This window comes from Gordonia metallireducens, from assembly GCF_021245825.1.
Taxonomy (GTDB): Bacteria; Actinomycetota; Actinomycetes; order Mycobacteriales; family Mycobacteriaceae; genus Gordonia; species Gordonia namibiensis.
This window is the reverse complement of the sequence record NZ_JAJQJP010000031.1, coordinates 46212-58931: the sequence shown is the minus strand read 5'-3', so window position 1 is coordinate 58931 and position 12720 is coordinate 46212. Positions and strand designations below refer to the sequence as shown.

At 67.1% G+C, this 12720-nt stretch carries 12 protein-coding genes; 3 read left to right on the top strand and 9 right to left on the bottom strand.

Annotation, left to right across the window (positions count from 1 at the left end):
* Window positions 1–16 precede the first annotated feature (16 nt).
* The 6 genes from urtE to LQD00_RS12795 form a co-directional block, all read right to left on the bottom strand.
* The gene (gene urtE, locus LQD00_RS12820) at window positions 17–709 is read right to left on the bottom strand and encodes an urea ABC transporter ATP-binding subunit UrtE (RefSeq protein ID WP_006865581.1); all 693 of its coding nucleotides are present in this window, start codon (window positions 707–709) and stop codon (window positions 17–19) included.
* A gap of 5 nt (window positions 710–714) precedes the next feature.
* Complete coding sequence (urtD, locus tag LQD00_RS12815) at window positions 715–1581, bottom strand: urea ABC transporter ATP-binding protein UrtD (RefSeq protein ID WP_119032882.1); 867 nt, start codon at window positions 1579–1581, stop codon at window positions 715–717.
* Window positions 1578–2690 (bottom strand): urea ABC transporter permease subunit UrtC, encoded by a 1113-nt coding sequence (gene urtC, locus LQD00_RS12810; RefSeq protein ID WP_119032883.1) that lies wholly within the window; start codon window positions 2688–2690, stop codon window positions 1578–1580. Before urtC ends, urtD begins: the two co-directional genes overlap by 4 nt.
* Complete coding sequence (urtB, locus tag LQD00_RS12805; protein ID WP_119032884.1) at window positions 2687–3574, bottom strand: urea ABC transporter permease subunit UrtB; 888 nt, start codon at window positions 3572–3574, stop codon at window positions 2687–2689. The genes urtC and urtB overlap by 4 nt, the downstream gene beginning before the upstream one ends.
* 86 nt (window positions 3575–3660) lie before the next feature.
* Window positions 3661–4944 (bottom strand): urea ABC transporter substrate-binding protein, encoded by a 1284-nt coding sequence (gene urtA, locus LQD00_RS12800; protein WP_232717595.1) that lies wholly within the window; start codon window positions 4942–4944, stop codon window positions 3661–3663.
* A 314-nt stretch (window positions 4945–5258) separates the two neighbouring features.
* A complete protein-coding gene (locus tag LQD00_RS12795) occupies window positions 5259–6305 on the bottom strand; it encodes an oxygenase MpaB family protein (RefSeq protein WP_232717594.1) in 1047 nt (348 codons plus the stop codon).
* A 180-nt stretch (window positions 6306–6485) separates the two neighbouring features.
* Here LQD00_RS12795 and LQD00_RS12790 point away from each other — a divergent pair, with 180 nt between their 5' ends.
* Window positions 6486–7088, top strand: a complete 603-nt coding sequence (locus tag LQD00_RS12790; RefSeq protein ID WP_232717593.1) for a TetR/AcrR family transcriptional regulator — start codon at window positions 6486–6488, stop codon at window positions 7086–7088.
* Between the two features lie 99 nt (window positions 7089–7187).
* Here LQD00_RS12790 and LQD00_RS12785 read toward each other — a convergent pair whose 3' ends face one another.
* Complete coding sequence (locus LQD00_RS12785; protein ID WP_232717592.1) at window positions 7188–8468, bottom strand: MFS transporter; 1281 nt, start codon at window positions 8466–8468, stop codon at window positions 7188–7190.
* Window positions 8469–8541: 73 nt separating this feature from the next.
* Window positions 8542–8874 carry a hypothetical protein gene (locus LQD00_RS12780; protein ID WP_232717591.1) on the bottom strand — a complete coding sequence of 111 codons (333 nt, stop codon included), beginning with the start codon at window positions 8872–8874 and terminating at the stop codon, window positions 8542–8544.
* Between the two features lie 98 nt (window positions 8875–8972).
* Between LQD00_RS12780 and LQD00_RS12775 the strand changes: the two genes are divergently transcribed.
* Entirely contained in the window at window positions 8973–11057 is a 2085-nt protein-coding gene (locus LQD00_RS12775) for a DUF2339 domain-containing protein (RefSeq protein WP_232717590.1), read from the top strand.
* Here the strand turns inward: LQD00_RS12775 and LQD00_RS12770 are convergent.
* On the bottom strand, window positions 11044–11922 hold the full coding sequence (locus LQD00_RS12770) for a formate/nitrite transporter family protein (RefSeq protein ID WP_232717589.1): 879 nt from the start codon (window positions 11920–11922) through the stop codon (window positions 11044–11046). The two genes, LQD00_RS12775 and LQD00_RS12770, sit on opposite strands and share 14 nt — an antisense overlap.
* Window positions 11923–12242: 320 nt before the next feature.
* Between LQD00_RS12770 and cynS the strand changes: the two genes are divergently transcribed.
* Window positions 12243–12695 (top strand): cyanase, encoded by a 453-nt coding sequence (gene cynS, locus LQD00_RS12765; protein WP_232717588.1) that lies wholly within the window; start codon window positions 12243–12245, stop codon window positions 12693–12695.
* Window positions 12696–12720: the final 25 nt, after the last annotated feature.

Here is a 12720-nt window from a genome sequence, read left to right as displayed (position 1 = left end):
TCGGCGGGGCCCGCGCTCAGATGGTCATCGCCTCACGGACGGTGGCCTCGGCAGCCGTCCCGCCCTCGCCCGACGATGTGACCCGGCCGCTCTCGAGCACGTAATACTGTTGTGCCGCTTCGAGAGCGAAGCCGATGTGTTGTTCGACGAGCAGCACCCCGAGTCCGCCCCGCTGGGTGAGGGTGGTGATGGTCTGTTCGATCTCGGCGACCACCGACGGCTGGATGCCCTCGGTCGGTTCGTCGAGGATCAGCATCCGCGGTTCGGTGATGAGGGCTCGGGCTATCGCGAGCTGTTGGCGTTGCCCGCCCGACAGCAGGCCCGCACGCCGGCCCAGCAGTTCCTTCAGCGCCGGGAACATGTCCAACATCTCGGCGATGAGCTCCTTGCCGCGCTTGCGTCCGTCGGCCACCACCTGGAGGTTCTCTGCGGTGGTGAGGTGGCCGAAGCTCTGCTGGCCCTGCGGGACATAGGCGATGCCGTGCTTGACCCGCGCGCTCGGGCGGGCCTTGGTGATGTCGACACCGTCGAAGGTGATGGACCCCTTGGTGGTCTTCACCAGACCGACGGCGGCCCGGAGCAGCGTCGTCTTGCCGGCGCCGTTGTGCCCCATCACCGCGACCACACCGTCGGACGGGACCTCGATGTCGACGCCGTGGATGACCTCGGTGCGGCCGTACCCGGCGTGCACCCCGGAGAGTTTCAGCATCGGGCTCAGCCCTTCTTCTCGGTCGTGACAACAGAAGCGTCGTCGGAGTCGGCGGCGATCTCCTCGAGTTCCTCACCGCCGGCGGCGGTTCCGAGGTACACCTCCTGGACCTTCGGATTGGCCTGCACCTCGGCGACGCTGCCCTCGGCCAACACCCGACCGCGGGCGAGGACCGTCACCGACGTCGCGAACGCCCGCATGAAGTCCATGTCGTGTTCGACGACGACCACGGTCCGCTCACCGCCGATCCGGCGCAACAGGTTTCCGGTCTCCTCACGTTCCTCGTGGCTCATACCGGCAACCGGTTCGTCGAGCAGCAACACCGAGGCGTTCTGCACCAGCAGCATGCCGATCTCCAGCCACTGCTTCTGACCGTGCGCGAGGACGCCGGCCGGGGTGTCGCGCAGATCCTGCAGGCCGATGGTCTCGAGGGCCTCAGCGATCCCCTCGGGGATCTCGGTGGGCCGACGTCGGAGCATGGTCCACACCGACCGGCCCGCGCCGGCGGCGATGTCGAGGTTCTGCAGCACGCTCAGTTCCTCGAAGACGCTGGCAGTCTGGAACGTTCGGCCGACGCCGAGGCGCGCGATCTGGTGCACCTTCTTGCCGACGAGTTCCACACCCGACTTCTGGATCGACCCGGTGGCCTTCACCAGACCGGTGATCGCGTCGATGATGGTCGTCTTACCGGCGCCGTTGGGTCCGATGAGGAACCGCAGATCACCCTGCAGCAACGTGAGATCCACGTCGGTGACGGCCTTGAAACCGTCGAACTCGACGGACAGACCGCGCACCTGGAGGTAGTCGCTGTCCATCCCCGCGTTGCCACCGGCGACCGGTTCGACCGTGCCCACCGTCTCGGATCCGCTCATGACGAGGCTCCTACCTTGCTGTCGGCATGTTCGTCGATGTCACCCGTGGGCGACGGATCGACCGATCTCTTCCGGCGCCACTTGAGCGCGGCGCCGATCCCGGCCAGGCCGGCCGGGAAGAAGCCGACCACGACGATGAACAGGATGCCCTGCGCATAGGTCCATCCGGAGGGGAAGTTCTCCGACAGACTGGTCTGCGCCCAGGCGACCGCGATGGCGCCGAGTACCGGTCCGAGAAGTGTTGTGCGACCGCCGATCGCGACACCGATCAGGAACGCGATGGACGGCACGATGCCGACGTCGGCGGGCGAGATGATGCCGACGATGGGCACGAACAGGGCGCCGGCGATGCTCGCGAACAGGGCGGCGATCGCGTAGGCGACGACCTTGACGTTGGCGGGGTCGTAGCCCAGGAAGCGAACACGCTCCTCCTGATCGCGCACGGCGACGAGCAGCTCACCGTAGCGGCTGTACATCAGCTGCCGGGTGATCGCGACGACGACGAGCAGGGTGGCGGAGGCGATGTAGAAAAGCAGGTGGCGGTTCACGGGGTCGTTCAGGGCGAGACCGAAGAAGCTGCGGAAACGGTTGAGGCCGTTGCTGCCGCCGGTGCTCTGCTGGCCGATGAGCAGGATCGCGAAGGCGGCGGCGAGCGCCTGCGACAGGATCGCGAAGTAGGCGCCCTTGACCTTCCGCTTGAACACACCCAGGCCCAGCAGGACCGCGATCAGGGTGGGCACGAACAGGATTCCGAGGATCGTCACCAGCGGCGAGGCGAACGGTTTCCAGTACCCGGGGAGTTCGCGGATACCGGCGATCTGCATGAAGTCCGGCACGTCGTCGCCGCGGATCTCGGCGTCGGCGATCTTCAGGTGCATCGCCATGATGTAGGCGCCGAGGCCGAAGTACACACCCTGACCGAGGGTCAGCATGCCGCCGCGGCCCCAGGCCAGGCCGATACCGACCGCGACGATGCCGAAGCACAGGAACTTGCCGAGCAGGTTGAGCCGGAAGTCGGAGAGCACGGCGGGTGCAACGCCGAACAGCAGCACCGCCGCGACGGCGAACCCCGCGTAGGTCTTCCAGTGACCGCTGAAATAGTCCTTCACACGAGACTCCTCGACTGGACCGTGAACAGGCCCTGGGGGCGGATCTGCAGGAAGATCACGATGATCACGAACACGGCGACCTTGGCCACCGATGCGGTCGTGTTGTATTCGATGAACGAGTTCAGGATGCCGAGGGCGATGGCCGCGATGACCGCGCCCTTGATCTGTCCCAGGCCGCCGATGACGACGACCAGGAAGGCGTCGATCAGATAGGTCATACCGGTGTTCGAGCTGGTGGAACCGATGAGGGTCAGCGCCACACCGGCGACACCGGCGAGTCCGGAGCCGATGAAGAAGGTGGTGATGTCGGTTGTCCGGCTGGAGATCCCGCTGGTCTCGGCCAGGTCGCGGTGCTGGACGACCGCGCGGATCCGACGCCCCATCGGGGTGTACTTCATCGTCACGGCGATCGCCACCACCGCGATGACGGCCAGCAGCATGATGAACAGGCGGGTCTTGGGAACCACCGCACCGAGGATGTCGACGCCTCCGGACAGCCACGGCGGCGCGGTGACGCGGACTGCCGGCGCACCGAAGATGTCGCGCGCGAGCTGTTGCAGGATCAGTCCGACGCCGAACGTCACCAGCAGGGTGTCGAGCGGACGGTCGTACATGCGCTTGATGAGGGTGACCTCGAGCAGCACACCCATGAGGCCACCGACGAGGAATCCGATGAAGAGCGAGACGATGAGGGACACACCGGCGTTCGAGATCAGGTATTCCTGCACCGAGTACGCGGTGTAGGAGCCGGCCATGATGAACGACCCGTGGGCCATGTTGATCACGCCCATCTGACCGAAGGTCAGGGACAGACCGAGTGCTGCCAGGAGCAGGATCGAGCCGAGACTCAGCCCGGTGAAGAGCTGTCCGATAACGGTTTCCACGTTCCCATCCGTTCGTCGTGGGTGTCGATGCGGGCGACAAGGGGGTGACCCGTCTCGCGCGGGGCACGAGACGGGTCACTCACAGGTCAGCTGCTGAGGCCCTCCGCCCACGGGTAGGACTTGAGGTACGGGTCCGGCTCGATCGGCTGGCCCGAATCCCACACCGTGTAGATCAGCCCGTCGCCGCGGATCTCACCGATGCGAGCGGTCTTGGTGATGTGGTTGTTCTCGCCGTCGATGGTCACCAGACCCTCGGGAGCCTCGAAAGTGACTCCGCCGGCGGCTTTCTGGACATCGGCGACGGCGAACGAGTTCGCCTTCTCGACGGTGTTCTTCCACAGGTACACCGAGACGTAGGCGGCCTCCATGGGATCGGAGGTCGGCTTGTTGGCGCCGTAGGCGGCCTTGTAGTCGCGGACGAAGGACTCGTTCGCCGGGTTGTCGATGGTCTGGTAGTAGTCCCACGCGACGAGCTGCCCCTCGATGTTCTCCACACCGATGCCGCCGACCTCTTCCTCCGCGATCGAGACCGACACCACCGGCATCGCCTGCGGGGTCAGACCGACGTTCTTGTACTCACGGAAGAAGGCCACGTTGGAGTCGCCGTTGAGGGTGTTGAACACGGCGTCGGCGTCGGCGGTGCGGACCTTGTTGACGATGGTCGAGAAGTCCGTCGAACCGAGCGGGGTGTAGTCCTCGCCCTTGATCTCGATGCCGTTGGCCTCGGCGTAGGCCTTGATGACGCGGTTGGCCGTCTGCGGGAAGACGTAGTCGCTGCCGACGAGGTAGAGGGACTTGACGCCCTTCTCCTTCAGGTACTCCAGGGCCGGCACGATCTGCTGGTTGGTGGTGGCACCGGTGTAGAAGATGTTCTTCGACGACTCGAGGCCCTCGTACTGCACCGGGTAGTACAGCAGGGAGTTGTTGTCCTCGAAGACCGGCAGCATCGCCTTGCGGCTCGACGACGTCCAGCCGCCGAACACCGCCGCGACGCAGTCCGCCGAGATCAGCTTCTCCGCCTTCTCGGCGAAAATGGTGGGCTCGGAGGCGCCGTCCTCGCCGATGAGCTGGATCTGCTTGCCCAGCACACCGCCGTTGTCGTTGATCTGGTCGACGGCCAGCTTGATCGAGTCACGCACGGTGACCTCGGAGATCGCCATCGTGCCCGAGAGCGAGTTCAGTGAGCCGACCTTGATGGTGTCGCCCGAGGTGTCGACGCAGGACTCGGCGCTCGATGCCGAGTCCTCACTCGCCGAGCTGCCACAGGCGCTCAGCGCGAGTGCGACGGCGGACAGCGCCGCCGGGATGAGGATGCCGTACCGCCTACGGCGTGTGGGGGTGACGGCGGACGGCAATGAATCAAACGACATCCGAAGGCCTTTCTCAATACGTCTCAGGTCGGCTCGAGCGGGGCCATGACAGACACCCGGCGCTGCTTCGCACCGCGTGACCCCCCCGAAGAGATACGCGTCGCTCTCGATCGGCGAACTCGCGTATGTCGGGTAAACGTATTTAGGCTTTGTTACACCAGCGTGACGTGAGATGAATTCCCTGTTTCCGCTTCAATGCGGCTCACGCCCGATTCACACTGCCGAATGTTGTTGTCGGATCGGATTTTTCGACGACGAAGGCGGCGCATCGCTGTCGGATGCGCCGCCCCGGGTCGGTAGTCTGGATCGGTCGTCTAGTGCGAGAAAGCTGCCTCCACCTCCGCGCGACTGAGCTCGGGATCGGAGCCGAGTTCGTAGCGCGGCAGGGTGTGCGGCACGTCGGTGCCGCCGGCGACGCGTCGCTTGGCGGCGGCGAACTCGGGCGCCTCCCCCATCGACAGATGGGCCGAGTTGATGATGGTCCACACGGCGGATCGGCGGGCCCGCCGTTCGACGGGATTCGGCGGCCGGTAGGAGATGAGTTGCTGGGCCCAGCGCGGCTGGATGTCCCGGATCGCCCAATCCACCGCCGCCTGAGCACGATTCCGGAGGTTGGCGCCCGTGGCCATCGCGTTGCCGTGCGTCAGCGCCAGCCGGGGCAGGTATGACTCGAGACATTCCAGGGTCTCGGCCTTGCTGGTGGGCAGGTCGGTTCCGCCCAGCGCATGACCCACGCGCACGAATTCCCCGTAGTACCTGTCGAGTTCGACTCCGCGCAGAGGTCGCGGGTGGTAGATCTCGTGCGCCGTCGCGATACCCCACACGACCGTCGCGTAGTTCCAGCGCAACCACTCGGGATCGTCGGCGTCGTAGGCCGCGCCGTCGGGCCGGACACCCTTGATCGTGTGGTGCATCGCCCGCACGGTACGAGCGAGTCGCTCGGCGGTTTCCGTCGATCCGTAGGCAGTCCCCATGAAGAACGCGAGCGAATGCCCGAGGCGGGTCATCGCACCGTCGGGGTCGATGGTGGTGGTCGCGGTGCCATCCTCACGTCGCCGGACCAGACGGGAGTGATGCATGCCCATCCAGAAGATGCTGGGATCAAGACGTTCGATGTACGACGCGCTCTGCAGCCCGAAGATCAGCGCCGGCGTGTGCGAGTGGACATACCAGGTGGCACTGTCGGGCCCGAACCACCCGGGGTCGCCGGACGGGTTCTCGAACTCCATCCCCCGGAAGAACTTGGCACGGACGTTCTCGTCGAACTTGCCGTTGAGCCACGATCCGAGCATCTCGTGCGGCAGGTCCAACGGGACCCATTCCGTGGAGGGCAGCCGTAGGGGCGCGAGGGGAACGTTCATCGATCGTCCTTTCTCGATACCGACGACCCGAGCGGGGTGGTCCCCGGCCCGGACCGTCGATACGACGACGCCACATGAGCACGGCCGCCATGTGGTCACGGTTGTACCCACTTTAACGCTTTGGGTACGCGCGTGACCAGACCTTGCTCCGTGCCGGGTCAGCCCGTCTATGGTGAAACGATGTCGAGTCCGACCCGATGGGCCGGCGTCCCCCTGGAGGACCGCCGCGCCGAGCGCCGCGCGATCCTGATCGCCGCGGCTTTCGACATCTTCGGGGGCAGCGGACCCGAGACCGAACTGTCGGTGCGGTCGGTGTGCCGCCACTGCGGCTTCAACACCCGCTACTTCTACGAGAGCTTCGCCGACACCGACGAACTACTCGGCGCCGTCTACGACGCCACCGCCGCCGAGCTGGGTGCGGTGGTCGAGGCCGCCATGACCACCGCAGGTCACTCCGTCCGAGCGCGCACCCGCGCCGGCATGCTCGCAGTCCTCGGCCACGCGTCGGAGGATCCCCGTCGCGGCCGCATCCTGTTCACCGAGGGACGGACCAATCCGGTGCTCGCGCAGCGTCGTGCCGCCACGCAGAACATGCTCTTCGAACTCTCCTTCGCCGAGGCCGACGCCCGGGAGACCGATCCGCTCACCGGTCGGGTGCGGGCGGCCGTCTTCACCGGGGCCATGGCCGAGCTCGCCCAGCAGTTCCTCGCCGGGAACCTCGGGGACGATCTCGAACGGGTGGTCGACGAGGCCCTGGCCACGCTGATCCCCGGCCGTCGCTGATCCTCGACCCATTCCGCGCGAGCGCTACCACTGCCGGCTGAGGTGCGAGGAGCGCAAGCGACGAGCCACGAAGCCCTGGCGACGTTCCCCCGCCACGTTTCAGTCCACCGAGCGCGGCGCTCTCCGCGCGAGCGCTCGGATCGTCGTCGGCCCCATCCCGCGATCGAGCGCGCGGATCATGACGACGACACCGACACCCGAGAGCACCAGTGCCGTCGCGAACAGCGTCGGGAAGCCGAACAGGTCACCGACGACGCCCGCCGCGAAACCGGCCGCGCCCTGGACGCCGACCACCGCGCAGGCGAACAGCGTGTAGTCGCTGCCCTCGTACCCCTTCTCGCACGCGTCCATCATCAGCGTGAACACCGCGACGGTCGCCGCCCCACCGAGGATGTGTTCGGCCAAGCTCGCACTGACCACGAGCCAGAACCCGCCGACGCCCGACGCAGCCACCAGATACAAAGCGAGACTGAGAGTTTGGGTGACGCCGCCGAACAGCAGGGCTTGGCGTCGTCCGTAGCGGAACGCCAGCCACCCGCCGAGGGCCGCGCCGGCGAGCGCACCCGCCGACGACAACGCACCTTCGACGAGGGCGATCTGTCCCAGGCTCAGGCCGATGTCGGACATGAAGGGCCCGACGAGTGCCGACCCCATCGAGTTGCCGAACTTGTAGGCCCCGACGACCAGGATGAACACCACCACGCCGGGTCGTCGTAGCCGGGCGAGCCAGCCGGTGAGGAGCAGTGACGGCGACGGCCGCGGGACATGCGCCTGTTCCGTCGACGAAGACGTCGTGTCCGCGGGTGTGCGGGCGAGGAACCACACCGGGATCGTCAGGGCGACGAGTAGGATCGACATCGCGACGAAGAGGCTGCGCCAGCCGGCGAGCGAGAACAACCACAGCAGTCCACCGCCGCCGACGATCATGCCGACCCGGTAGGCGCCCACCTGAATCCCGTTGCCCAGACCTCGTTGTCGAGGGCCGAGGGTCTGCACCGCCAGTCCGTCGGTCGCGATGTCCTGGGTCGCCGACGCCAGGTTGATCACCGCGATGCCGACGAGGAGCCAGACCAGCGTCCCGGAGAGGTCGAGGCAGGCCAGGGCGAGGGCGATCGTCGCGGATGTCAGTTGCATCGCGAGGAGCCAGCGGCGTCGGGTCCCGTATCGGTCGACATACGGCGCCCACAGGAACTTGAGACCCCACGGCGCGAAGAGCAGCCCGTAGACGCTGATCTGCGTGAGCGAGTACCCCTCCTCACGCAGGATGACGGGCATTGCCTGGCTGAAGAACCCGTACGGCAGACCCTGCGCGAAGTAGAGAGCCGTGAGCAGGGCCATGGTGCCGACGGCGAGCGTGCCGGTGCGCGACGGGGTCGACATGGCAGACATCATGCCGCAGTCGGGAGGCCGGGGTCGTCGCGGTCAGACCCTTGTGGACGGCTCCGGGTCGGCGTCAGCCGGCCATGGCCGGGAACGCGAGGGAGACCAGCATCAACGCGAAGAGGAACCACGCGGCGCCCTGCCACATCGGCCAGGTTCCGCCGCGACGGTAGGTGCGGTAGGCGATCACGAGCGCGCCGATACCGCCGAGGACGAATACGCCGGGGACCAGGGACCCGAGGACCATGTTGGTGCGGTCGACGGCGAGGAAGATCGCACATGCGATGGCTCCGACTCCGACGACGGCGGCCACGTAGAGCGCTGCGGACCGGTAGCTGCCGGTGTCCTGCCACCGCTTCTCGACGTCCTGTCGCCCGCGGTCGCTGGGATTCTGTACGTCGTTCATGCCGGAGGCATACCCGCGCGGACCTGCGTTCGAAACCCCCAACCCCTGTGAGTAGCACTACTCATGTCTCGCGGACCATGAGGAGACAGGGTCATTCCATGACCACTTCCAGCAGCACATTCGGGGGCGATCCGGGAGTCGCGACACTCGCGCGGATCTCCACCGAATTCGATGCCATCGCCCGCCAGATGTCCACGGTCTCGGCCGAGTTCGCCGAACTGCGGCGGATCGTCGACGATGTCGAGGGTCCTGCCGGCGAGGCCGCACAGCCCGACCCTCCGGTACAGCCGGAACCGGCACGGCAGGAGGCTCCGGCCGGACCGCTCACCGCGCCGACCGTGGCCCCGGCGCCCGCGCCTCCTCCGCCCGTGTCGCCGATGGGGAGCCGACAGCCGTCTCCGTGGGCGTCACCCGGTCGTCCGGCAGGTCGGGGTGCGTACACCTACGGGCCGCCCGTCCAGCAGGCTCCGTCACGTCCGGGACCGCATCCCGCATATGGGCCGATGCCGCGACCGCCGGCCGCTCCCCTGCCGCCGCGTCCACCCGCGCGCCCGCTGTCCGAGCGTGTCGCCGCGGCCGCCGAGCGCGGTCTGATCGGCAAGATCCTCGCCACCGCCGGTGTCGGCGTCACCTTGATCGGCATCGCCCTGCTGCTGGTCTTGGCCGCGCAGGCCGGCATCCTGCGCCCGGAGTTCCGCGTTGGGGGCGGCGCGGTGCTCGCGGCAGCACTAGTCGGCACCGCGATCTGGTTGCGCCGCAAGCCGGATGGCCGGATCGGCGCGATCGCCACGGCCGCAACAGGGATCGCGGCCGGGTATCTCGATGTCCTGGCCGCAACCAAGATCTACGAGTGGCTCCCCATCGTGGCGGGCCTGGCAGTCGCCGGCCTGGTCGCAGCCGGCGGCCTGGTCCTCGCTTACCGTTGGCGCAGTGAACATCTCGGGTTGCTCGTGGTGGTCCCGCTCATCGTTCTCGGCCCGGTGTTGACCGGCGGTCTCGACATGACCCTGATCGCGTTCATGGTGGTGCTCGCCGCCGCGTCGGCGTGGGTCCAGTGGGGCCGCGACTGGATCTGGTTGCACACCGTGCGCCTGGCCGCGCCCACGATCCCGCTGACCGTCGTCGGCTTGGCCGCCCTGGGCGGAACGAGCACCGCGGACACCGGATTCGAATTCGCCGGGGCCGCACTCGTCGTGATCGTCCTCGGATTCGCGGGCGCCCTGGTGGCGATGCCCACCACCCGATTCCGCGAGGTCATCGCGGGCCTGGCAGCGGCGACGACGATCCCGGTTCTGTTCGCCGGCGCGGTGATGGACATCGCGGGCGCGGTCGCGCTGCAGGCTGCGGTCGCCGTGCTCGTCATCGGTATCACCGTCATCTGCTCAGTGGTGCGGACCGAGCGCTTCGAACTCCCCGACGTCGTCGCCCAGATCTGGACCGCGACCTCGCTCGTCGTGCTCTTCGTCGCGATCCTCGTGTGCTTCGACGGCATGGTGGCCGTGTCAGCGGTGTTGGGCCTCGCGGCGGTGACGGCCCTGGTCGCGCGCACATGGTCGGCGACGTCGTTGGTGCTGCTGGGTGGTAGCACTGTCCTCTGGGCGATCGGTTTCGCAGCTCTGCTCGACGACATGCCGCCGTACGTGCTGGCCCAGGCCCGTCTGATGGAGGACAACGCCTCGTTGTCGATCGTGATCGGCAGCCTGCTCGCCGCCGCGGGGGCGGTCGTGATCGCCGCCGGGTGGACCCGACTGACGGCCGGAGACCTGGGCCGCGTCGCCTACACCGCGGTCGCCGTCGTCGTGGTCTACGCCGTCACCGCCATCAGCGTCACGTCCGGAGTGCTGATCGCCGGCGCCGACGGCTTCCTCGGCGGGCACGTCATCGCGACCACCTGCTGGGTCGTCCTCGCCGGTGCGGCGTTGGGCTTCGCCCGGCGACGCACGGGTAACGAGCGCACCGCCGCGGTCACCGGCGGACTGGTGCTCGTCGCCGCGGCGATGGCCAAGCTGTTCCTGTTCGACCTGGCCACCCTCGACGGGATCTTCCGCGTCCTCGTGTTCATCGTGACCGGTCTGATCCTGCTGGGACTCGGCGCCTGGTACGCCAAGGCCCTCCAGGGCGAACGCTTCCCGGGGTCGCCGACCACGACCCCGGGAGCGGATACACCGGTCAGACCGTCTTGACGGTCTCGATCTCGGCGGGCGCCGCGACGTCGACCTCGGTCGTCTCGTCATGGGAGACGGGCCGACGGTCGGCGGCGGTGCGCGCGTGGGTGATGTAGATCGTCAACCCGACGAAGGTGAGACCGCCGACGAGATTGCCGATGACCGTGGGGATCTCGTTCCAGACGAGGTAGTCGCCGATCGAGAACTCGCCCCCGAGCATCAGCCCCGAGGGAAACAGGAACATGTTGACGATCGAGTGCTCGAATCCCATGTAGAAGAACACCATCACCGGCATCCACATGGCGAGGACCTTGCCGGGTAACGACGTCGACATCATCGCGCCGACGACACCGGTGGACACCATCCAGTTGCACAGGACACCGCGGATGAACAGCGTGAGCATGCCGGCGGCACCGTGCTCGGCGTAGCCGACGGTTCGGCTCTCGCCGATGTGCCCGAGCTGCTGACCGATCTCGTCCGGGTCGACACTGAAGCCGTAGGTCACGATCACCGCCATCATCACCGCGACCGTGAAGGCGCCCAGGAAGTTCCCCAGGAACACCCAACTCCAATTGCGCAACATGGACTTCACCGTCACCCCGCGCCGTTTGTCGATCAAAGCGAGCGGGACGAGTGTGAACACCCCGGTGAGCAGGTCGAAGCCCATCAGATACAGCAGGCAGAAGCCGACCGGGAACAGCAACGCCCCGAGCAGTGGTTCCCCGGTGCGGACGGTGACCGTCACGGCGAATGCCGCGGCAAGGGCGAGGATCGCGCCGGCCATGTAGGCGCGGATGATCGTGTCGCGGGTGGACAGGAACACCTTCGCCTCACCGGCGTCCACCATCTTCACCGCGAATTCGGACGGATTCACATAGGACAAGAGATTCTCCCCGAGCGTTTCGATTCGTGACTCTTGTCCCCCATCGAATCGAGGCCACATGTCGTCGAGGTGTCGTCGGGACGACTCGGTGTTACATCGACCTCTCTCGAGCGCTTCGTCGGAGTGATGTTTCGCCGCGATTACTTCCTGCTCGTACCGTCGTGTCCGTCGTGTGAAATCTCCGGCCGAGTCCGGCAACACCTTGGAAATCCGTCGGCACGTGTGCATGGTGGAGATAACCCTCGACATATCAACAAGATTCGGACGGAGCGCCGATCCCCCGCGTCGAGGGAGCATCACCGAATCGACGAGGAGACACGATGACCACTCCGATCATGCCGAAGTCCGACGCCGCCGACCTCATCGTCGCGGCCCGAATCCGGCAGGGACTCACCTGGGCGGCGATCGCCGAGAAGATCGACGCACCGCTGGTGTGGACGGTCGCCGCGCTGCTCGGCAAACACCCCGTACCCGCGGACAAGGCCACCGTCGTGGTCGAGATGCTCGGCCTCGGCGAGGGCGTCGCCGAGAGCCTGCGGCAGCAACCGACCCGTACCCCGGACGAGGCCGCCACCAGTGACCCCACGATCTACCGCTTCTACGAGGCCCTCGACGTCTACGGTCCCGCGCTGAAGGAACTCATCCACGAGGAGTTCGGCGACGGCATCATGAGCGCGATCAACTTCAAGGTCGACATCGCACGCCGCCCCGACCCGGGCGGCGACCGCGTGGTCGTGACCTTCGACGGGAAGTTCCTCGACTACAACTGGTGACCTCGCCGCCGTTTTATAGCTCCAA

Excerpts from the sequence above, each read along its gene's own strand:
- urtD (WP_119032882.1), bottom strand. The coding sequence starts at position 1,581 with ATGAGCGGATCCGAGACGGTGGGCACGGTCGAACCGGTCGCCGGTGGC.
- LQD00_RS12775 (WP_232717590.1), top strand. The coding sequence starts at position 8,973 with ATGACCACTTCCAGCAGCACATTCGGGGGCGATCCGGGAGTCGCGACA.
- LQD00_RS12780 (WP_232717591.1), bottom strand. The coding sequence starts at position 8,874 with ATGAACGACGTACAGAATCCCAGCGACCGCGGGCGACAGGACGTCGAG.
- urtE (WP_006865581.1), bottom strand. The coding sequence starts at position 709 with ATGCTGAAACTCTCCGGGGTGCACGCCGGGTACGGCCGCACCGAGGTC.
- LQD00_RS12795 (WP_232717594.1), bottom strand. The coding sequence starts at position 6,305 with ATGAACGTTCCCCTCGCGCCCCTACGGCTGCCCTCCACGGAATGGGTC.
- cynS (WP_232717588.1), top strand. The coding sequence starts at position 12,243 with ATGACCACTCCGATCATGCCGAAGTCCGACGCCGCCGACCTCATCGTC.
- LQD00_RS12790 (WP_232717593.1), top strand. The coding sequence starts at position 6,486 with ATGTCGAGTCCGACCCGATGGGCCGGCGTCCCCCTGGAGGACCGCCGC.
- LQD00_RS12785 (WP_232717592.1), bottom strand. The coding sequence starts at position 8,468 with ATGTCGACCCCGTCGCGCACCGGCACGCTCGCCGTCGGCACCATGGCC.
- urtA (WP_232717595.1), bottom strand. The coding sequence starts at position 4,944 with ATGTCGTTTGATTCATTGCCGTCCGCCGTCACCCCCACACGCCGTAGG.